Source organism: Acinetobacter sp. AOR14_HL, assembly GCF_027855175.1.
Taxonomy (GTDB): Bacteria; Pseudomonadota; Gammaproteobacteria; order Pseudomonadales; family Moraxellaceae; genus Acinetobacter; species Acinetobacter calcoaceticus.
Window position 1 is genome coordinate 1 of the sequence record NZ_JAKTII010000017.1, and the last position, 20,573, is coordinate 20,573.

General features: G+C 38.5%; 23 protein-coding genes. All 23 read right to left on the reverse strand.

Going from position 1 to position 20,573, the window contains the following annotated elements; all coding sequences use genetic code 11:
• Positions 1–255 (reverse strand): hypothetical protein (locus MKL38_RS15910; protein ID WP_270903737.1); only part of this gene is annotated, 255 nt, incomplete at its 3' end.
• 212 nt (positions 256–467) lie between these two features.
• Positions 468–1,340: a DUF4882 family protein gene (locus tag MKL38_RS15915; RefSeq protein ID WP_270903738.1), complete on the reverse strand. Its 873-nt coding sequence runs from the start codon at positions 1,338–1,340 to the stop codon at positions 468–470.
• 118 nt (positions 1,341–1,458) lie between these two features.
• Positions 1,459–1,848, reverse strand: coding sequence for a hypothetical protein (locus MKL38_RS15920; RefSeq protein ID WP_199943005.1), 390 nt, complete (start codon positions 1,846–1,848; stop codon positions 1,459–1,461).
• A 117-nt stretch (positions 1,849–1,965) separates the two neighbouring features.
• On the reverse strand, positions 1,966–5,403 hold the full coding sequence (locus MKL38_RS15925; RefSeq protein ID WP_270903739.1) for a host specificity factor TipJ family phage tail protein: 3,438 nt from the start codon (positions 5,401–5,403) through the stop codon (positions 1,966–1,968).
• On the reverse strand, positions 5,396–5,758 hold the full coding sequence (locus MKL38_RS15930; protein WP_270903740.1) for a hypothetical protein: 363 nt from the start codon (positions 5,756–5,758) through the stop codon (positions 5,396–5,398). The genes MKL38_RS15925 and MKL38_RS15930 overlap by 8 nt, the downstream gene beginning before the upstream one ends.
• The gene (locus MKL38_RS15935; RefSeq protein ID WP_032063835.1) at positions 5,755–6,261 is read right to left on the reverse strand and encodes a DUF1833 family protein; all 507 of its coding nucleotides are present in this window, start codon (positions 6,259–6,261) and stop codon (positions 5,755–5,757) included. Before MKL38_RS15935 ends, MKL38_RS15930 begins: the two co-directional genes overlap by 4 nt.
• Positions 6,261–6,659 carry a hypothetical protein gene (locus tag MKL38_RS15940; RefSeq protein ID WP_092705757.1) on the reverse strand — a complete coding sequence of 133 codons (399 nt, stop codon included), beginning with the start codon at positions 6,657–6,659 and terminating at the stop codon, positions 6,261–6,263. Before MKL38_RS15940 ends, MKL38_RS15935 begins: the two co-directional genes overlap by 1 nt.
• A gap of 49 nt (positions 6,660–6,708) precedes the next feature.
• On the reverse strand, positions 6,709–11,445 hold the full coding sequence (locus MKL38_RS15945) for a tape measure protein (RefSeq protein ID WP_270903741.1): 4,737 nt from the start codon (positions 11,443–11,445) through the stop codon (positions 6,709–6,711).
• Positions 11,446–11,570: 125 nt separating this feature from the next.
• Positions 11,571–12,485, reverse strand: a complete 915-nt coding sequence (locus tag MKL38_RS15950; RefSeq protein WP_270903742.1) for a hypothetical protein — start codon at positions 12,483–12,485, stop codon at positions 11,571–11,573.
• 103 nt (positions 12,486–12,588) lie between these two features.
• Positions 12,589–13,227, reverse strand: a complete 639-nt coding sequence (locus MKL38_RS15955) for a TonB family protein (RefSeq protein ID WP_270903743.1) — start codon at positions 13,225–13,227, stop codon at positions 12,589–12,591.
• 62 nt (positions 13,228–13,289) lie between these two features.
• Entirely contained in the window at positions 13,290–13,637 is a 348-nt protein-coding gene (locus MKL38_RS15960; protein WP_270903744.1) for a hypothetical protein, read from the reverse strand.
• A 92-nt stretch (positions 13,638–13,729) separates the two neighbouring features.
• Complete coding sequence (locus tag MKL38_RS15965) at positions 13,730–13,885, reverse strand: hypothetical protein (RefSeq protein ID WP_270903745.1); 156 nt, start codon at positions 13,883–13,885, stop codon at positions 13,730–13,732.
• A gap of 98 nt (positions 13,886–13,983) precedes the next feature.
• A complete protein-coding gene (locus MKL38_RS15970; RefSeq protein WP_270903746.1) occupies positions 13,984–14,493 on the reverse strand; it encodes a hypothetical protein in 510 nt (169 codons plus the stop codon).
• Between the two features lie 71 nt (positions 14,494–14,564).
• Positions 14,565–15,482: a phage tail tube protein gene (locus tag MKL38_RS15975; RefSeq protein WP_270903747.1), complete on the reverse strand. Its 918-nt coding sequence runs from the start codon at positions 15,480–15,482 to the stop codon at positions 14,565–14,567.
• Positions 15,483–15,576: 94 nt separating this feature from the next.
• A complete protein-coding gene (locus MKL38_RS15980) occupies positions 15,577–16,674 on the reverse strand; it encodes a phage tail fiber protein (protein ID WP_270903748.1) in 1,098 nt (365 codons plus the stop codon).
• On the reverse strand, positions 16,674–17,027 hold the full coding sequence (locus MKL38_RS15985; RefSeq protein ID WP_270903749.1) for a hypothetical protein: 354 nt from the start codon (positions 17,025–17,027) through the stop codon (positions 16,674–16,676). Before MKL38_RS15985 ends, MKL38_RS15980 begins: the two co-directional genes overlap by 1 nt.
• A 97-nt stretch (positions 17,028–17,124) precedes the next feature.
• Positions 17,125–17,457, reverse strand: coding sequence for a hypothetical protein (locus MKL38_RS15990; protein ID WP_270903750.1), 333 nt, complete (start codon positions 17,455–17,457; stop codon positions 17,125–17,127).
• 105 nt (positions 17,458–17,562) lie between these two features.
• Positions 17,563–17,961 (reverse strand): hypothetical protein, encoded by a 399-nt coding sequence (locus MKL38_RS15995; protein WP_270903751.1) that lies wholly within the window; start codon positions 17,959–17,961, stop codon positions 17,563–17,565.
• A gap of 1 nt (position 17,962) precedes the next feature.
• Positions 17,963–18,331 carry an HK97 gp10 family phage protein gene (locus MKL38_RS16000; protein WP_270903874.1) on the reverse strand — a complete coding sequence of 123 codons (369 nt, stop codon included), beginning with the start codon at positions 18,329–18,331 and terminating at the stop codon, positions 17,963–17,965.
• Positions 18,303–18,710, reverse strand: coding sequence for a hypothetical protein (locus tag MKL38_RS16005; RefSeq protein ID WP_270903752.1), 408 nt, complete (start codon positions 18,708–18,710; stop codon positions 18,303–18,305). The genes MKL38_RS16000 and MKL38_RS16005 overlap by 29 nt, the downstream gene beginning before the upstream one ends.
• 63 nt (positions 18,711–18,773) lie before the next feature.
• The gene (locus MKL38_RS16010) at positions 18,774–19,739 is read right to left on the reverse strand and encodes a hypothetical protein (protein ID WP_270903753.1); all 966 of its coding nucleotides are present in this window, start codon (positions 19,737–19,739) and stop codon (positions 18,774–18,776) included.
• A 72-nt stretch (positions 19,740–19,811) separates the two neighbouring features.
• Positions 19,812–20,180 (reverse strand): glutamate 5-kinase, encoded by a 369-nt coding sequence (locus MKL38_RS16015; RefSeq protein WP_270903754.1) that lies wholly within the window; start codon positions 20,178–20,180, stop codon positions 19,812–19,814.
• A 3-nt stretch (positions 20,181–20,183) separates the two neighbouring features.
• Positions 20,184–20,573: a hypothetical protein gene (locus MKL38_RS16020; RefSeq protein ID WP_270903755.1), complete on the reverse strand. Its 390-nt coding sequence runs from the start codon at positions 20,571–20,573 to the stop codon at positions 20,184–20,186.

Consider the following 20,573-nt stretch of genomic DNA (forward strand, 5'->3'; position numbering starts at 1 on the left):
TAAAGTTTTGGAAGAAATAAAAAATAATAATGCTCCAATTGATAACACTACAATGACAGGTTTCAATTTATTATCATATGGATTATTTTCATAAGCTACTGTCGCAGCAATAAAAGCGGCTACAATATACATAATTATAAGGGCAACAACTCTTTGAGCTATGTCATTAAATACTTTAGTTAACTCAATCAATAGAGGGTATAAAGAACCTGGAAGCATGATAGGAATAACAAGAAAGATAAGCCATCTCAACATTTAAAACACCCTTATATTAATCAAATATTTATATGAAACTTTAATAAAATTAATATTATTAAAAGTGACGAAGATTTTAACCATTAATAAAAATTAATACAATATTTTCAAACACTTAATAAGAATTAATTAAATCACCAAAACTACTCTTTTATAAAATAGAACCACCCGAAGGTGGCTGTTGAGAAAAATTAGTTAATTCAATTTGCTTTTTACAAAGCTACCCCACAAATATCCTTAGCTCCAGTAGGATAAGTAAACTGCATTTTTGACTTATCGGTTACCAATTGAAGACCAACCGTTTTTCCAGTCAGAGCAGAGTTAGCGAATTTGTCTTGATTGATTACACCTGTATAGCTTATATACTTTAATTTATTTTCCATAGTGAGATTTGTATAACCATAATTCATTCCATTAATAATATATCCAAATTGTTTAGTATTCTGATTAACATAAATACCAACTCTTACTTTTCCATCAGCAGGTACATCTACTGGATTAGTTGTTCTAGCTAAGCTAAAAGGTTCTAACATACCTTTACCATCAGATTTATAACTTAACCCTACTAAATTAATAGAGTGCCCCTGCATTACCCCAGAATAATTATTACCTTTACTAAAGACCACATTTAAAGTGAATTCTGCTCTATTTTGAGAAGATCCTGTGAGAAAAAAACCATAATCGTACATCTGGGAGCTGGAACCAAGATTAATATTTATGTTATTCACATCAAAAATAAATTCCTGAACAAAGATATCTGATGTAGCAACAGTCTTATCAATTAAAGGAACATTATCTGGAGTATCAAAAACATACTGTGTTTTAAATTGAGCATATTTTTTGGAAGCTAAGTATAATTCAACATATTTATTTGAATAGTATTTTATGAGGTCGTAACCAGATTGATTAGTGATATTAATATTAGCAACTTGCTCAATATAGCGATTATTGACAGAGCCTCCTCCTTTCGCAGCTTCATAAGCTTTTAAGTCCTGTAAAGTTGCATCAAAGCTATAAGTACACTCAGCAAAAGCACTACTTATTCCACTAAAACCCATTACTGTTGCTAAAATTATCTTTTTCACGGCGTTATCCTATTTTTATTTTGAACATTTAGTATAAACAAGTCTTTAAATAATTTGACTAATTCCGACAGATGACAGAAATATAATTAAGCTATTTAATAATGCCGCCCGAAGGCAGTTAACTATTTTGAATATCATCTTTGGCTTTTTTAACTTCTTTGATTACTTCAACAATCGTCTTGCCTTCCTGTTTATCAATAAAGTTAAAAATCCAACGGACTAAAGCCCAGCCGGGAATACCGCATATGAAGAAGAAGCCCCCTAAGGCAATCATTCCCCAAACATCAGTAACCCATTCATGAAGCCCCCACTTCACGATAATGAATGAGCCACCGGCTAAACTTGATACGACTGTACAAATGAGCCCAACGGCCCATTCTTGAGGTGAGCGCGGCATACGTGTCATCAATACTACTGCTGCAACTAACGCGACCGCTAAAGTCACCATAATTGCTGCACCATAAAATTTTAAAATTGCTGTTACACCACTAGTGGAAACTGGTTCCATTTATTTCTCCAGAAATAGAAAAACCGCTAGAAAGCGGTAGTTGTTCGTTGTCCAATCCATCATTGGGCCAATCATAAAAAAGCACCCGAAATGGGTGCTCTAAGTTCTTTCAAAGTATTAAAGGGTTTGTAGGATTCTCCCTCCATTAATCAATTTTGTTGTGAGTGGTGCAACCCCGACAATTGCAGTACCACCTGCTCCGGGTTGGCCTTCAGTTGTTCCATGGTAATTCCAGTTCCATGTTCCATCATTTGTGGATTTGGTACCACGTTGGCCCCAGCCACCACCATCACCTGATAACGGTGATCCATAGCGGTCATTTTGAGTTCGGTAACCTTTACCAGTTACTGAAGCTTCAGCATCCGTAACCTTAACCACCATAAAATAGCCAGTAAAGTACCAGCGCCAATCCTGAGTATCATTGTAAATTGGTTGCCCTGTCATGACTCTTCCAAACGGAGCACCAGCTCCACCAGGAACACCCTGCACTCCATAGCCAAGTTCTGTGTAGATACCACTTGGTGTAGCCCCGCCTCCAGAGCCACCTCGAGCTAAAGTTCCTCCGTCAATAATCAGATTCAATTTACTGTGCCGATTCATTAAACCGGGTGCGCCTTGAAACCCATCACGGCGAGTTTTGGCAAAGTTATAATCCGGATCACTTGAGCGTGCACCAAATGCAAGATGGGGCAAACCGCCATCCCCTCCACGCCCAACCACTGAACCTTTAATCGTAAGATTTACGGTAAGACCAGGAGGAAACTCTCCTGTATCAATCGCAGGAAATTCAGGAGCAGCTGGAACAATGAACTCCTGTTTTGCTGGACTTGAGTTATGGTCAAACTTATAAACCATTCGTGTTTCTGGCCGAAGTGAACTAGAACTCGAAACCAAAGCACCGGCTTCAACAATAAAGCTAATTTCTCCCGAGGTTGGCAAGTCACCTCTTTGCATCTGATATAGCCGTGCAAGATTAATATCTAGCTGGTCATAACGGATGTAAATCGGAGAATTATCAATTGGTACATCAATAAAGTCTTTATCGTTGAGGTAATACCGAACATCGTAATTTACTGCTGTAACGGTATTTGAAAACTTATCAACCGGATCTTTTTTAGCGACCAAGTAAGGTAATGAGTCTTTTGTATCGTCATTAACAACTGTATAGATCGTATTCACAAAATCATCGGAACTCAGCTTTAAAGCGCCATTTGGCAACCGTCCTAAAACTACTTTGTTCTTAGCAGATCCAGCAGTAATAGGAAGTAGATCAACGGTACCATCACCCATTTGCAAATAAATCACGTAACTTTTGCCTGCTATGAAATCAACATCATGGCTTAGAGTGAGAATTAAGCCCTCTTGTTTCACCACATCACCACTTTGATGGATGCCATTTCGATAATCAGCTACAGCAATACGGTCACGTAAAACCAGTAATTCCGATTCTGGCGCTGCATCAAAGGTAATGGATTTGCGCTGAAAGCGGAGCTTATTCCAAAGCCGGTACGCATTAAAACGGGCTTGCCATTTATTGCGCACACCAACAGATTTAACTTCTTTAGGGTTCTTGGCTCCCTTATCCGGCAAATAAATATTGATACGGCTATCATCGGCCGGATCCGTATATTCATAGACCAAGCCATCATAGTCATCCATCATGCCTAGCGTTAGATCATGCTTATAACTATCTGGAATGATATTCCTGAAGTTAAACAGTAATACCGAATTATCAGTTGGTCGCTCAAAGTAGATCTTTAGCTTGTTGCTCTGACGATAAGCTGTACAAAACACTGCATCACAAAGATTGGTAACCAGTTCTTCAAATGAAAGATTCGTATCATCAATCGTCGTACAGAACTCGGCTGCTAAAGGTGTACCGAAGTAATCGACAATATCGTTATAAGTACGATAGATGTTTTCAATATCAATCTCGTCGATCATACGGCGGCCAATCTTGTCATCGAGCGCCATTGAGACCAAAGCATCTGCAAAGCTTGAAGTTGGAAACAACTCTGTCGTCATTGCTCCATTTTTATAAGTAGGCAACATCCGCTGAAGATCAAAATTGATCTTGCGCGATTTAACAGATAAAGCTCCAGTCGTTGCATATGTGCGTGCACGGAAGACCGTTTCATGTTCATACATCGTGCTTTGCAACGGAAATGCACCGTATAGCGCTTGCCACTTCACTTCATCAACTACAGTCGTCACTGCTGGAGTTGGAGTTAAACGTCGAGCACGTACGCTACAGCGCCCTTGAAATGTGACCATATCCAGCGTTGCGCCAACCGTTTGCCGTGACTTAGCTGAACCTTTGAGAATAATCTGCTTAAGCATTGGATTACCAATAGCTGCGCCAGACTCATTAACTGGAGTTACTTCAACTTCAATCATGACATTAACAGCCGCCTGATTACCTCCTGAAGAGACTGTATAAAGTCCATTATTCGCCACAAAATTAAAGATGACGCGACTACGTTCAATATTATCCAGAATGAATGGACCAATCCATTTCTCGCCAATGGATGACAGCTTTGGGGATAAAGCACCAGTTTGCTGATTTGATAGTTCTTTTAGCTTTAGCCAGTTCGGATTTACTGCTGCTGGATTTGATAAGGCCATTCGGTCATCAGCAACGGATAAAACGCTATAAGTACCGTTTAAATCGTATGTTTGCCCGTTATAAGTAAAAGAAGCATTACTGATTTCAACTCGGTCATTGCTGACAAACTTAGTTGTTAAATCGGTATTGTTAGCAGCTGCTCGAAGGATCTCATTTGGATAAGCAAATTGAAGATAATTGGTGCCTTCCAGACTTTGAGTGTCAGCTGGTCGCAAGATCTGACCATTCACCGAGTTTTGGTGCTGGACAGTTAAAGGCGGCGTAGTAATTTCGCTACCGAGCGAAAAATAAGGCTGTCCAGAAACAATATCGACACCTGGTCGAAAGACCTCTACCGACGCACCTGCAATATCAACAATATTGGTTTCACCATCGTAAGCGCCTTTGATGTGATAGTGACCACGCCCAATACAGCCAACAAGATGTTCGACTTCGACGTTGTTCTCATAGACCTTATAAGGAACTGCAATTAAATCAGGCGTATCCCAAGCTGCACCATAAATATCAGCAATACGTCCATTCACTCGCATTTTGTTTTCGCGGTTTGAAAGTTCGTTATTTGCTGATGAGGATTGGTTGTTATTCTGAGTGGTTTGGGCAATTGACGGCGCGGGCATTAAAAATGCAATCGCCACACTTAAAACAATAGAAACGATAGCGGCAATAAGCGCAGGCATACCTTTCGGATTTTCAATCACAATGAAAGTACCCGGCAAGAAATCAAGCTGCTTTAAGTCGTGAGCATTCTTAGGTGTAATTTCATTGGCAAAAGAGATCTCCGCATGATCCATATTGCTTGAAGTGTGAAAAATACGGACATGCTCAGGCAAGTATTCATATTTTGAAGTAAGCCATTGCCCGATAGTTTCGGCTTGCTCAATTATCTTCTCTTCAGACAAAGGATCCTGTTTATAAATAATCTTAATCATAGTAACTGACCCGACTAAACCCCATTGCTTTAATGACGTCTTCAGCTAAATAAGTGACTCCACTCTCCATTAAATGTAGTACACGCCCTAAACGAAAAAGCCCCACATGCGGGGGCTTATTTCTTTGTCTTGGATGGAATGCGACTATGCATCCCTCCTTGGGCATGGGCAGCGGATTTAAGAGTTTTAATCGTGAGACTTTAAATTCGATATGGCCTTTAGGTTGCATGAACAAATCTAAAGCTTCGCTCCGGTCTACTCCATATAGATCTAAAGCGGCTTCATGTGCAAAGTGAACACAGTTGTAGTGCTCTTCGTCGTATTGCTTATCAAGTAAATGATCATGACTTTTCATACAGCCCCCTTCAGTCCACTAAACCGATCCAGTGAGAAAATGTCACCAGTTTTGGAAGTATTTAAACGAGGTGATTCAGCCTTAAATGTCACAGCTTTATGGTTCATTGAAACACCTGCAAGTTGAAGGCCAAGCAAATAATGAATTGGTGTATTCAAATTATCTGAACTGTAGAGCCGATAATTCACAGTAGGTTTTACATCTGCAAATTGGCCTTCCAGCACTCGCTCAAACTCATCCGGCAATATATCGCCAAGACCTGAAACTGAGACAGTTAAAGTCTGGTCCAGATCACCCAGCATTCCAGATCTTTGAATAGTTAAAGGCAAATATTCATAATAGAACTGGCCTGACCCTTCTTTGTGCTGTACATAGACACCTCGATCATCATTACGAACAACACGATAAGTATTTAGAAATGATGGGTGTGATAGCTCAATACACTCCAGTTGATAGATATCGACTTTACGATTGAGAAAGAACTTGGCATATTCGTTATCCATTAGACCTCCCAATCTTTAATCAATGCTGCATCAGCTGTAAGGTTCGGCTGGTTCTGAACAACCTCAATCTGAGCAGTTACTCTGTAAAGATTTCCATTCACCTCATTAGTCTTGAATGAGTTGGGAATGAAGTTGCATTGGTATTGCTGGCGCGCTCCTTGGTCAATGACGAGATCCGCATAAAATGAAGCTGGCTTGCTTTGGTATACACGCCAGAAAGCCATCATTTTATTGAAATCGGTTTTACTTAAATTCCAGTTCACATCGACAATGTGGCTATTACGTTTCACATCGATGTAATAGCGTCCACGCCCTCCATCCATCTGCTGGCGCTTAACATCATCACCCGGTGTTACGCCATAGCCATTTGTTTGAGGATTTAGCTTTAACTTGTACATAACTTTCCTTAAAGCAATAAAAAACCACCTCGGAAGGTGGTTCTGTTAATTATCGATTGCGTCTTGCGGTTGTATTCTCAGTCAAAGAGCGGCTGATTAGAGAGTTTGGATTTTTAATATCCTCACTAACTAATCTTGGTACCGCTTTTGGAAGTTGCTTATCAAGTTCTTCCCTTACAATGATCCGGACAGTTTTCTCATCCAGTTGTTCAGCCTCAACCGTTGCACCACTGACTTGGTTCACTACCTCAATCTTGAAATTGATAGTTGGAGAAGATTGCCCAAAAGAAGGTATAAACTCAGCTTGTGGGCGTGGAGATTGCCCAGAAGTAAAGTCCTGCACCTCATCAAGATTTGATCGATCCTGAACTAAACCATTTGAAGAGAAGTAAACTTTTCCGTCGTGGAATAGATCAGAACCTGTTGAAGTTGCTGCAGTAGGCACGCTGCCATTGCCCTTATAGATAATCTGATCATCTTGATAAGACTGATTACAGATGTTCGAAATATCTCTACTTTGGTTAAATGCCTGTGAACTTTGATTAGCCCGATTCATAACACTTTCAAAAGAGGTACTGCTTTGAATCGAATTATCAAGTGCTCTGCTAAAGCTTGAGTTATTCCCAGCATACTGGTTAGTAATGCTTTGAATATCACCCGATCTTAACGGCGCTTCTTTGCTTTGCTTGTGAGCATTAACGATAATCTGATTCTCTCGAGTAGGTTGGTTAAAGATATTCGAGATATTTTGATTATCATTAAATGCTTTAGAACTGAGGAAAGAACGATTGAATACATTCTCAGTTGAAGAGTTATTCAGGGCGTGGTTATTGATAAATGCTTCTGGACCTGAGCTCTTACGCATATTTTCAACCAAGCCAACACCACCCCATCGTTTGATGTCTTCTTGAGACCAAACTACCTCACCTTTATGAACAATACCGGCAGGATCATATTTGCCACCAAATCCAGTAAAACCACCATCAGCGAAGCCCTGATCTTTGATTGCCCGGATGTTAGCAATAATACTGACACCTTGAGCAACTGCTCCAGCAATCAAAGGCAAGTTGTAAGGAAAACCAACTTTCGCAGCTGCTGCAATATTCTGCTGAATAGCAAGACCGGCTGCAGCGATCGCATAAGCCTTATCCGCCGCAAACATAAGCTTATAGGCTTTGGATTGTTCGCCAAACATAGAACCAAACATTGAGGTGACTGAACCCATCATTTGCCCACCAAGAGCAATTTGAGTGTTCAATCGATCCTGTTGATATTTGTCTTCAATATCCTTAGTGTTCTGTGCAAATTCATTGTAAATTTGACTTCTTTGCTCTTGAGCTGTCTGAATAATTGCAGTCTTCTGATTTTCAAAGTCTTGCTGCTGAATTAATCCTGCTTCCATCTGTGCATTCAGACCATCTAAAACGCTTTGCTCATTTAAATCAGCTGCAGCAAACTGACTATCAGCTAGGTCATTTGCAGCACCCAGGCGACTAAACCGTTCCTGATCCTGTCTGTAGAACTCACTGGTACCATTCATATCAGCCTGAATACCACCCCAGTTTTGAATAGCATTATTAACTTTGTCACGTGTCTCTTTGTCCTGTGTAGCTTTAGATAACGCAATAAGTTTTTGACGCTCTTCTATGGAAAGTTTTGTATTCTTAAGAATCTCCTCTCTTTCAAGTCTATATCGTTCCTGCATTGCTTGAGTTTCGGAAAGCAAAGATAATCGAGCTTGAAATGATCGTTGCTCTTGAGCCAATTTCATAAGCGCGTTTTCTTGCTGATATTGCTGTTCCAGCAACTCCACAGCTTGCTTTTGTTCCGATTTACTTAATTCAATATCATGAGCCGCGTTAAACTTTTTGCGATCAAAATTTTCTTTAAGTAGTTGAGTCTCAGTTTTCTGGAACTCCTTATAGTCTTCTAGTTTGCTTCTCGTTGCTTGCTTGGCGATCGCAATATCATTGTCAGCACGACGTTGTAATTCTGCTTTAATTTCTTTAGTGCGTTCTGGTGAAAAGCCTGCTTTATCAACATCCTCTAATCTAACCGTTAAGTTATTCTGGATCCGCTGTACTTCAGTGGCCACTTCATTTTCAAGTGACCGCTGAGCATCTAGTTGACGTTCAAGTTGTGATTGAATGTCACCTGATGCTTTATCACTCCCTTTACTCGCCCCACCTTTAACCTTGCTTTGCATACTTGGTGACTGGTGAAGAAGTTTAAGTGTTACACCATCTTCAAAGATCACTTCACTAACATAACCACCACCTTTGCTGTCATATCTTGTCTTGATATCTTTCACAGCGACATTGGTTGTGATCGGCGTACCTTCAGGCATTGAGAAATCAATACCCTTATGAAATGAAGAAGCCCCTTTGGTAGGGGCTTTTCGTAGACCATAATTTGAACTGATCTTGTAGGATGACAATGGTTTACCACCCGCCTGCAACCTAGCCAGATGTTCATTAGAGACTTTCTGGCCAGACATTGAACCACCATAACGAACATCAAGATGAGGGCCTGTGCCAATCCCTGATTTACCTGATACACCTACTAGACGTTTCGATAGTTTTTGCTGTTTAGATAGCTCATTCGTAGTTTCCTTTAATGCTTTATTCTTGGCATCAATTACATTCTTGTTTTGTTCCTCTATTGAAAGAGTCTGCAAACCAATCTGATATAACTCATTAGAAACTTCTACTCCGCTTTTCCGCGCCCAGCTTGCAGTTTCTACCATTTGCCTCACTTGCTCAGGTGAGTAACCTTTGGCAAGTAAACCTTTGGTAACTAATGCTTCAAATTTACGATCTGCCAGTGAATCGGCATATTGCTTTTGTGCATTTTTTGCTGCTAATGCCGCTCTCTCATTTTCATTTAAGGACTTGGTGTTTTTATCAACGCCAACAATAGCATTTTCCGCCTTATTGCCTGCAATTATTACCTCAAAACCAAATAAGCTATACGTTTGCTTGGTCTTGGCAGCAGTTTCAGCTGCTTCATCATAGGCATTCACTTGTTTAAGCAATGCATCCATTAAATCCGCAGGAATTTTTTGACTCTTTAATTGCTCAATCGCCTCTGTATATGAAATGGTGCCAAGTCTAGCCTTATTCGAAATTTCAGCAACTTTGGCATTGCCCACCGCATAGTTCTGGATATTGATCAATGCCGACCCGACCGCCAGTTCTTGCCGTTCTAACGCCTTGTTTTGATCTTCAATTGTCGCTGCTAAATCACCTAATTTTTCCTTACGCTGTTCATCATTAAGGGCTTTAATTTCTTCCTTGGTCAACTTTGCAGCTTCAGCTTGCTCTTTTAGCTTCGCTGTAGCCTCAGCAGATTTATTAGAAAAATACATGTAAGTCGTAGCCAAAGCAGTCACGCCTAATGTGATTGCCCCAATTGGACCACCAATCAATCCCCATGCTCCGCTCAATAAACCTGCCATTGAAGCGCTTTTACCTTGAGCTAACGTAACGGCCTTCGTTGCTTTCTCAACATTATTGGCTGCAAGTACATATCTGGCACTAGCTGCAGTTGCTCCAAATTTGGCTTGAGTTTCGGCATTTGTTGCTCGCACATTAACTAAATGCGCTTCAGCTTCAGCCAGTGCTGCTTTTGCGCTTTCTATCGCCTTTTGCTTTTGTAATTGTGATGCAGCATTGTCAGCAACTAAGGACCCTACTTTTGTATTTAAAGCTGATACTTGTGTTGCGATTGCTTTGGTAAGTAATGCAGTGCCTCCCAAAATAGCTACATAAGAGATTGATTCTAAATTCTCGGCTAGAACCTTAATTGAACCAGATAAGACTTGAGCCGCTCCGCTTCCTTGGCTAGCTTCTCCGACAAATTTAGTAATCTCATTATTAAGAAGAGTTAATGACTGGCTGATCGTAATATCAGTTTTACCAAACAATGCATCTACATCAGACTCTACATTTCTAAGAGCTTTTACAATTTCTTGTGATGTTATTTTTCCTTCAGCAGCAACTGTACGTAACTCACCTACAGTAATTCCCATACCCTGAGCAATAGCTTTTGCTAAAGCCGGTGTTTGTTCCATGACAGAGTTCAGTTCCTCACCACGTAAGGTACCACTCGCTAAGGCCTGCCCGAATTGAACTAAAGCAGCATCTGCCGCGGAAGCACTCGCGCCACTAATCGCCACAGCTTTTGAAACCGTTTCGGTTAAACGCGCTGTATCATCCATGGTTAAATTTAAAGTTTTAGCATTATCGCTAAATCGTTGATAAACCTGTAAAACAGAATCCCATGCTGAATAAGTATTTTGAGCAATCCTGAATGTATCTTCAGTCGCCTTATTTAACTCCGTCTGGTCTTTAGTAACTAGCTTTAAACGGTTTTGTAGTCCTGTATAAACATCTATTTGACCAATTGCAGCATTGACCGTAGCCAAGCCTGCCATATATCCAGCCAAAGCTTTAATTGACGTACCGAATGAGTTAGCCGCTTTATCCTGTTTATCCAGCTCATTGGTTGTAGCTTTAATTTCTTGAGCAAATTTATGATTTTGTTGAGTTGCTTGTTTAGTCACTTCAACTGATTTTTGAACTGACGTATTGGAATTATTAACTGTGGTATTAAAGTTTTGAACAATGTTATTAGTAACAGAAAGCTGTTTCCCCATATCTTTCGATGATTTAGAAGCGGAATCACCTCGATCAGTAAATTTTGACAATTCTTCTGCCAAGGCTTTGACATTACGTTCAGCATTTTGCGAATCAATAACAATGACCAGACGAGATTCTTGTGCCATTTTTACTTTTCTCCAGGCAATAAAAAACCCACTCATTGAGTGGGTTCTATTTAAGTTAAATATATTTACTAAGCTGGGTAGTAAACCAATTTTAAAAAGCACCCTAGGGTGCTTTTCTTACTATCTTAATATTGCTTTTTCGCAGCATCCAATCCCTCTAAGAATGAAACTACTATATCGGAAGGTACTTTGATGATCCTATCTTGTTGACCTTTAAGTTTTAACTCAAAGCCATTTTTATTTTTTCTTAGAAATGGTTCTGACAATGATACACCAATTATCTCACTTAATTTACAGTCCATATACCTATTAGAGCAGTCTGCATCTCGATCAATTTTCACAACTTCATGAGTATTTCCATCGGTATCATAGGCAATTTGAATATTGCCCCATTTACCTATAAATGATGTATTCAAATATAATTGAGTTGTTATAAGTTTTTTTGTTGTTGGGTTATATGTTCCTCTTAATAACATATTATTGAAATCTTTAGTTTTTATATTAACTATTTTTTCAAAGCGATCAAACACTACAGATGCAGATGTATCCTTCTGTTCCAGAGCGCTTCCAACCAATTCAATGTAACTTCCTTCATCAGCCTTACTACCATCGGCTTTTAAAAACATAAATTGTGCAGATTCAGGTCGCAAAGACATTCCTCCACCTAAATAATAAGTTTTACAGTCTGAAGTTAATAACTTTGATACCAAAGCTCTATCTTGCACATATGATTTATTATTAATAAGAAACTCAGAATATCTAGTTGGAAGTCGTCGGTTTCCATTGGCTTTAGTAAGCATCCCTGTTTCAATTACTTTAAATTTATTATTTTTCAAGGATTCGTAATTTTTTAAATTACGTTGAACTCCAGCAAAAATATCCTTATCAGGGTCGACAAAAAAAGAATTAAGCACGTATTGTTTTGACATATCTGTTAAAGAGAATTCACTTGCTTTTATATCTGCATAACCACATTCATTTGCATGAGCAGTTGTTAATCCCAATCCAAACACAATACCTAATAAAATAATCTTCTTCATGCACTTCACCATTTGTTATAAAATGTACTAACTTTAACAAAGTGGTTACTAATTGTCACATAAAGAAAAACCACCCAAAGGTGGTTTTTAAATTAATGATAGTTCAATAGTGATGGGTAAAAAAATTAGTTAATGTCAAATTTGTAGTATCACTAATCGGGTAAGATTTACCATTGATTATCAGAGGAAAGAATTTTGCTTTTTTACGGAATTCATCTAAAACAAAATTATCTAATTCTTGTAAGCCGGTACTTTTTTGAATCTTTGCAACTGTGATATTGCCATTATCATCTGCTTCTGAATAAATACTCATATATCTGATTTGCCCTTTAAGATCATCTTTATTCACCTTAATCTCAGGAAAAACTTCAAATATTGGCTTTCTAGAAACATCAAAATTAAATGGCTGCTTACCATAAAATCCAACATAAAAACCATTTTCTTGATAAGGATAAAAGCTAGCATTCTTCATAGCCTTTAAGCTTTTTTTATCTAGAGATTCAATACCACTACTTTTAATGATTGTCGTATCTACCACTTTACCCTTTTCATTCGCTAAAAAACCTACAACAACTTCTCTGTCATATCCTTGAAGTTCCTGATCGCTAATATTAATTTTAGGGATTTGCTTCCAATGTAAATTTGGAGGCATTATTTCGACTAAATTATTAGGATCACTGGCATACACATTAAGCGCAAAACAAAACGATAAACTTAATAAAACTTTTAAGAGAATTTTCATATTGATCCAAGTATTAAAATATTTATTTGAAAGTATAAAAAGTGATGAAATTATAAATGATTTCAACCGCAATTAACGACAAAAGCTTTTTTATAGAATTTCATCACAGCCTCATAATCCCTTAAGAGCGTTTCCTTTGTATATACATTAGGTGAGAGCTTCAGTAATGCTGGCATATATTGCTTTTTGTAGACATCAGGATATATGTTGCACAATATCTCCCCCTTCCGATCGAGTGGAAGATTTTGACTATTTAAATCATCGAGCATCTTTCCTATTTGTTGATCCGCACTCATGAATTGCGTTTCAACTGAAGGTGGAAGTGACTTATTTTCCACTTGTTTGGTACAGCTAACTAAAACCGCTAAAGAAATAGATAACCCCAATGTATAAAAAAGTTTTCCTAACATATTAATTTTCAATATAAATTATCGCCAACATTATACATTTCCATATATCAAAATTCATTAACTAAAATAGCCATCATGAAGATAGCTATTTCTTACTTCTTGGATTTGGTTGAAATCTTCTTATGGGCTTCATCAATAAATAAATTATCTAAAGCAAAGATACAGTCATTAAAAATATGAGCATCAACAGGCAAATCATTATGTTCAGCATATACATTGATAGCCTGCTGATCTAAAGATAACGGCACACCCTGCTCATATCTCCGGGATCTAATAATTGTGCTATAGGCTGCAAGGATTGAGTCAGCTGCATAAGAGTATTGCGGTGGATCCGGAATGTGTCCACCTAAGAACTTGATTTGTTCGATTTCGTGCGGCGTTTTTGACGCATAGGTCTTTTGGTACTTGTATAGTTCGATGACTTTCCCAAAATCTTCGCCTTGTCCTTATCAGCATCTTCCTGAATTTTTTGCGCCTGCTCTTTAATGAATGACCAGATCAATAGTCCAATATCACCAAGGTTAAGTAGCTTAGATGCATTCTCTGCTGTATAGGGCTGTTCAGTTTCGACTGTAGCTTCATCTTCAACTTCAGCGAAAACAACGCCTTTCCAGTCTTCGATTAAATGAGCGCCAGCCGCATCTAATAAAAGCTCATGATAGAGCTTGCTGTTTTCATCTCTCACCATTACATCATAGCCTTTGGATGTAATTTGATTCCCTGCCTTCTCTAGCGCAACTTGAAAGGGTTTATAACCAATCCCTCGAATTTTAAATTCCGCCTGCCCATCTGCTGTTTCAAACGTGCACCATTTAGATACTTCTGAGCTTCGTACAATTCCGACTTTTAAAGCCATACCTACCTCGAAAATTTTGGAAATAAAAAAGCCCATGGATTTCCATAGGCTTTAAGGTTTGTTAATTTGAATTACACAAGTGCACGCACAATCGTTGGAGCTGTCCGCACTTGAGCAAAGTTGATATCTAAAGTGATGATGTCATCACCACCGCCATCTGGATGATTTGCTTCCATAACTTCTAACTGCGGGAAGTTAAACGAGTATTTACTTCCTTTACTGTCTTTAATATCAAAAGTCAGAGTGAAAACATCACGGGTTTTAATGGCATCGATCCAGCCTGCTGCTGTGGCAGAGAACATGAATGAAGCATTCGCTTCGATATCCATCATCTTCTCTAAATAGAACTCTGGCGTGTATTTTCCTGAACCAATACAGCGAATCGCTTCAAGGTTGTTATTGATTGAAAGCGTAAGTGACTGCATACACGCTTTACCTTGAATTGACTGACCATTCACTAGCAAGTTTTCAACGTTAGGCATACTGACCAATGGGCGACTTGATGCAGCTATTGGATTGGTAACCGGATTGACTTGCTGGCGTGTAAACGAATTACCAACCAAGCCAAAGTTACCAGTGATCTTTCCTGTGGTCTGAATGGTAATTTCACCCGTATTTACCTGAATACCACGATAAATAAAGACCTGACCAACATCTTCAAAGACTTTAACCAGGGTAAATGATTTACGTACGGTGCCGCCAAAGCTGAGGGCATTTGCTGCCCAGTTATTAAATGCAAGAGCACTTAAAAACAGATCAAATGTCCCTACAGATAATTCAAACTCTAACTGACCAGCCACTTCAGCTTCAGTGACTACCCCACCTTGACGGAATCGTGAATCAACAACTTCACTACTTTCTTCAGTTGAAACGTTTTCAGATAATCCGTCACTCACACGGCGAACCGCGTACCAGATTGGATTAGCTGGAGTAGTTCCCAATACTGCTTCTTCACAAGCATATAATCGAATTTTTGCGCCTGAACTCATTTATAGTTCTCCAAAATTTAGGCATAAAAAAACCCGCTTCATCAGCGGGTCGTTTAAAAAATGGGTGTAAAAAAACCGCTAATTAAGCGGTCCTTTAAAGAGTTTCATCAGGGTTTGAGGATTCAGGCGGTTCTATACCATTTAGTGCCGCAGAAACTGCTTCAGATAAGTTGGTAGGCTGAAACTCGACGGGTGTTTCACTTGGTGGCTCATCAAGTTCTGGCTTAGGTTCTTCATGCAAGCGGATATCAATCCAGCGACTCTCAGGAATATCTATAGGATTATCAAAATCCGGCACAATTGAAGCAGTTTCAATATCGAACTTTTTCTTGTAGGTTTTTACTGAAATGTCTCCATCTTCAAGCTGCTCATAAGACACTGCTACAACTACATTGCCGTTAGCATCCTTAGGCATTTCGATATACCAGCCTTCTTTAGCAAAACCCAGCGAGTCTTTAATCAGGTAGTCACCAATATCTAGTTTTTCAAAGCTAATCGGCTGTTTTGAAGCATCTTCATTGAGTTCAAGTGAATCAGCAAAAAGTCTTGCAATCGGTGAAGCTGCCTTATAAACCCCGTTTGAATCGACAGTAAAGCCTTTTGAACTTAATTCGCCAGACGTATCTACAGTAACCAACTTACCGCTCGTAGCACTATTACTTGTGGTAAAAACAATCGGATTTTTGCTGGTATAAACGATTTGTTCTGTTTTACTTAGAGTGCTAGTTGCAGGGTTAAAACTCCATGCAATTACGGCCATGTTATTGGCACGGGTTGAGGTGTAATACGGTAAGAATAACTCAGTTCCAGTAAGCCCTCCTCGTGTAATGACTATCGATGGTGCATAACCAGCAATGAAAGGATTGGTATAAATACTACCTGGTGCATTCTTAAAACGAGTCCTTTGGCCTCCTGCTTTATAACCGATATCAATATCATTTTCAGTTTCTGATTGAGGAGTACCTCCATATCCCAAGTTAGATAAACCATATGAACCGTAAGCAGCAACATTACCGCTATCCACTCCAACATCTCTTGTTGCCGCTGGGCCTAGCCCAATTACCTGAGTCCAGTCTGGTGTTAAGTTTGGAATACCTGATGCAAAAGGCAACATAAACTGCCGCTTACCTTGAGAAGAGTTATAAACAAAGGGCCGATGATCCCAACTAAATCTAAATAAAAGATTTGCCATTATGCTGTTACTCCATCAATCACTTGGAATACTAAAGTTTCAGTATGTTGAACAACACCACCAACAACCGCCTTAATATCCATCTGACATAAACCCAATGGCCATGTAGCAGTACTTGCTGCTGATTTCACGTTAAGCCATCCTTTCTGAGTCGTCTGGCTTAAAGCAGCACAGGTCAAAGTAGCCACTGCCGCACCGGTATCTAAAGTTTTAACTTGAGATGTAAATGCATACCCGGTTAAGTCGATCGCACGACGTACATCATTAGCTGGATATTGCAATGCATCATCCATATCAACTAACTGCAAATTCAAGTTGAAGGTGTCACCACGCTTAAAAACAAAATTGCTCATAAGTGATTCCTGTAGACATAAAAAAACCACCGATGAGGTGGTAGTGAGTAAGACATAAAAAAACCACCCTAAGGTGGTGAATTAAATATAATAAAAACTAAAAAGATGAGTTGTTAACATGAGCTAGTTTTGATAAATGATCTGCTCGTTGAAACCGCTCAAATGACTGATTACTACAAATCATAATGAATATTAGTAATGCTCCCAAAGTAATCAAGTTAAAGCTTGTAAAAAAGACGACTAAAAACGCAGCTAGTAAAACAGTTGTAGCAATAGCCCACCCAAAGCCTCTTTTTTTCTCTTTAAACACCTCAAATTCAATTGACTCATAAGGGGCTTGTCTTTGTTTTTCTGAGTAGTCAAAAAATTTAACAACAAAGGAAACAAAAGAAACAATGAAAAATGGAAAGAATATCAAGTAAAAATTCATCAGATTGAATCCTAAGGATTTTCAATTTTATTGAAACCTATATTAGTAAAACAAATTTAACTCCAGAGACAATATTTAGTTGTTTTTTGTTAATAAAACAATCTTTTAATTCACCATAAATCCAATGGTCACATTGTATTGCACAAAGTCAGCGTCTTTACCAACTTTAATAGATTGTCCGTTCAAACATTCTAAATCATCAAAAGAGAAATGTTCAAAATGGGCCAATAAAGAATCACCGAGAATCGTTAGTGCTTTTTCTCCCACATGAAGTCGATCAAAACATTGAACAATAATATTACCGGTACGACGGTTACAAGGCTTATCTGCTACACCTGAAGTAAAGCTGGCACCGCCTGCAATGGTTAGACTACACCACAAGCCTTCCTTTGGTACTGTAAAGCCTGGAGCATTTGGATATTGAATTCTAGCCTGTGAGATCCCTGTAAAACTTTGCATTCGATCAATAATAGCTTGCCTTGTTTGCTCTAAAGTCATTGCCATATTATCCACCATACTTTTGAGAAATATAAGTAAACGTGGTGTTGTAAATACCTTGCGGTGCTTGATCAGACCAGCCATTTTCTAAACGTTCAGCATATGGCTGGTTATTCTGAATATAGACCAAATTACCCAGCTTAAACTTAACGGCTTGAATAGCTGCATCTTGCACGGCGTTTGTTTCAAGTCCACGTAAACCATAGTCACCAGATCCAATTGAAACGATATGAGAAGCACGATACGCGCCAGTATCAACGGGACTTGAGACTACTAAAGACTGAACAGCATCCATGGTAATTTTCTTTACCTTATCTTCTGCCGTTTTAGCCACATCAAGACTAAAATCAGTTGGCCTTTTCCCCTTCCATCCCATCATTCACCTCGCTTTCTTCATACATTTTAAAAAGGTCTTGAGCAATCGCTTGAATTGAATATGCTTCAAATTCTGAACTAGGCTCTTTTTCTCCCATGAGCTTCTTAACCTTCTGCCAAACATGAACAGCTTCATGCAAAAGCAAGCCATAGATCTCTACCAATTTTCTTTCTGAGGTATCGCCCAACTGAACAATTGCGTAAGCTCCATCGGAATAAAAATCAACTTGCGCCGCTGCCCCTTTAAAAGACATGAATTGGTCAACCTTAGTCATATCCTCGAATAGAAGATCCATATGGATTTGGTTTCGAGCTAATGTGTATTGAACATGTTGGAAGGGTGAGATATGCCATAAAGGTACGTAATCTGTACTTATCATTTAATCTCCTAACTTGCACACAATAAAAAACCCACCGAAGTGGGTATGATTTTTAGATAAAAACTATAAATAACTTGGGTTATCAATAAAGAATTTCCTTGACCCTAACCAAGACGTCTTAACTTGATAAACTTGCTCTAAAAGGGGTGCAGAAATTCGCTCTAGTTCCCAATTAGGATAAATATTTGTATGAAATATACTTCTGTCATCGGTATAGCTATTCCATCTATCAAAAATATTATTTCCATACTGACTTTGTAAAAGAATATGTAATGCAGATATGCTATCTAGCAAATGCTCTAGATTCGCTTCTTGAATATTATCGCCTCTATTATGTTTAACTGAATTATAAGCATCATACCAAGCTAATGATTTTGTAGGACTACTGTCATCCCACCCATTAAAGGGTTGAAATTTCTTAAGCTGAGGATACTGTGTAAGAGTTACTTCAAACTTATCAAGCTTTAATAAATCACGACATTTAATATAATCTTTTGTATTATAAAATGTTTTTACTGTGTACCCATTTTCAACTAAAACTTTAAGCAATAAATATTCAACTTCGGTACATGCTAAAATTAGAAGTTCTCTAATTTTGTGTCCATATGCTCTAAGATTGATCTGAGATGGTTCAATATAATTAAACAAATCACTTAATGATCGCTGAATATTTTGGAAAGCCCTAATATCTTGATAAAAATCTTCCGTAATATAATTAAAATTTACTCGTTCATTTGCAATTCTTGGATAGAAATATCCAGGGTGCACCAAATCAATTAATTCGATAACCTTTTCACCAAGAGGGCCATTGAATGCAAAATAATATTGGATGGAATCTGCACTTACTTCAGTAGTATCCCCTGTAGCATAGCCGTCATTTATTCTTCTAAGCCAATCATTCCATTCCCATTGTCCACTACTCTTTCCTGATAAACCCTTAGATTTAACTAAATACTTAATTGTATCATTTTGGCGCCTTGCTATTCCAAATGTTCCATTATCTGTTCTAAATACCCAAGATTTGTCCATAATAATAAAAGCCAAAAATAAGAAGGATATTAATTATTATTTTCTAATAAAAAAAGGATATTTAAAAATAATTTAAACCTTCCTCAACTGGCATTTCCAGATAGTAGCTGCTGGATCTTGTTGAATGTGTTTGACACGAAAAGTACCTAAGGGTGTAACCCACTCATCTTCCATTTTAGGTACCATGGTCACTTCATTTTGAAGCACGGTCGCTTTCTTATCTGTAGCCAGTACTCCAAGAGTTTGGATTTCATATTGTTTGTAAGAGCCAAAAAGAGCACCACGACCAGTATAGTTTTCTTTAACTTCAACATGAGTTTCAGTCTTAGGATCCCAATTTGTTTTTGATATCCGTTCACACGTAAAGGTATGCACGGCGTCAGCCAAATCTTCATTAAATGCTTCAGCAATGTCCGCCTGTAACTCATCTCTTAAGCCCATTATTTATGCCCTGTAAAGTGGAATGCCGAAGCCATTAAAACTTGCATTAGGATCTTTCAAATCAATCGAATCAATATAATCAATTGCTATCTGTTCAAAGCTAGAAATCGCTTCAGTACCTTCTTGATACTCTTTCTCAGATTCGACTGAATCAGCTTTAACTTTCTTTCGTTTAAGCAACTGCTCTTTGCCGTTATAGATCGCCTTAGCAAGAATGCCTTTAATAATTTCACAAGCAGCGTCTTTGAGGAGTGAATCAATAGGATCCGGCACAAATCCAATTCGTTTTTTCATCCAAACATTAGCGAGTTGAACCAGACGAGCTTTATCACTGTCTGGCGCAAAATCGCTGCCCAAAATTGAATTTGCGTCATCTACAGTAATAAAGCTCAT

Bases quoted from the DNA above. Each gene is read 5' to 3' on its own strand.
- MKL38_RS15920 (WP_199943005.1), bottom strand. From the start codon at position 1,848: ATGGAACCAGTTTCCACTAGTGGTGTAACAGCAATTTTAAAATTTTAT.
- MKL38_RS15925 (WP_270903739.1), bottom strand. From the start codon at position 5,403: ATGATTAAGATTATTTATAAACAGGATCCTTTGTCTGAAGAGAAGATA.
- MKL38_RS15930 (WP_270903740.1), bottom strand. From the start codon at position 5,758: ATGAAAAGTCATGATCATTTACTTGATAAGCAATACGACGAAGAGCAC.
- MKL38_RS15935 (WP_032063835.1), bottom strand. From the start codon at position 6,261: ATGGATAACGAATATGCCAAGTTCTTTCTCAATCGTAAAGTCGATATC.
- MKL38_RS15940 (WP_092705757.1), bottom strand. From the start codon at position 6,659: ATGTACAAGTTAAAGCTAAATCCTCAAACAAATGGCTATGGCGTAACA.
- MKL38_RS15945 (WP_270903741.1), bottom strand. From the start codon at position 11,445: ATGGCACAAGAATCTCGTCTGGTCATTGTTATTGATTCGCAAAATGCT.
- MKL38_RS15950 (WP_270903742.1), bottom strand. From the start codon at position 12,485: ATGAAGAAGATTATTTTATTAGGTATTGTGTTTGGATTGGGATTAACA.
- MKL38_RS15955 (WP_270903743.1), bottom strand. From the start codon at position 13,227: ATGAAAATTCTCTTAAAAGTTTTATTAAGTTTATCGTTTTGTTTTGCG.
- MKL38_RS15960 (WP_270903744.1), bottom strand. From the start codon at position 13,637: ATGTTAGGAAAACTTTTTTATACATTGGGGTTATCTATTTCTTTAGCG.
- MKL38_RS15970 (WP_270903746.1), bottom strand. From the start codon at position 14,493: ATGGCTTTAAAAGTCGGAATTGTACGAAGCTCAGAAGTATCTAAATGG.
- MKL38_RS15975 (WP_270903747.1), bottom strand. From the start codon at position 15,482: ATGAGTTCAGGCGCAAAAATTCGATTATATGCTTGTGAAGAAGCAGTA.
- MKL38_RS15980 (WP_270903748.1), bottom strand. From the start codon at position 16,674: ATGGCAAATCTTTTATTTAGATTTAGTTGGGATCATCGGCCCTTTGTT.
- MKL38_RS15985 (WP_270903749.1), bottom strand. From the start codon at position 17,027: ATGAGCAATTTTGTTTTTAAGCGTGGTGACACCTTCAACTTGAATTTG.
- MKL38_RS15990 (WP_270903750.1), bottom strand. From the start codon at position 17,457: ATGAATTTTTACTTGATATTCTTTCCATTTTTCATTGTTTCTTTTGTT.
- MKL38_RS15995 (WP_270903751.1), bottom strand. From the start codon at position 17,961: ATGGCAATGACTTTAGAGCAAACAAGGCAAGCTATTATTGATCGAATG.
- MKL38_RS16000 (WP_270903874.1), bottom strand. From the start codon at position 18,331: ATGGGATGGAAGGGGAAAAGGCCAACTGATTTTAGTCTTGATGTGGCT.
- MKL38_RS16005 (WP_270903752.1), bottom strand. From the start codon at position 18,710: ATGATAAGTACAGATTACGTACCTTTATGGCATATCTCACCCTTCCAA.
- MKL38_RS16010 (WP_270903753.1), bottom strand. From the start codon at position 19,739: ATGGACAAATCTTGGGTATTTAGAACAGATAATGGAACATTTGGAATA.
- MKL38_RS16015 (WP_270903754.1), bottom strand. From the start codon at position 20,180: ATGGGCTTAAGAGATGAGTTACAGGCGGACATTGCTGAAGCATTTAAT.
- MKL38_RS16020 (WP_270903755.1), bottom strand. From the start codon at position 20,573: ATGAGCTTTATTACTGTAGATGACGCAAATTCAATTTTGGGCAGCGAT.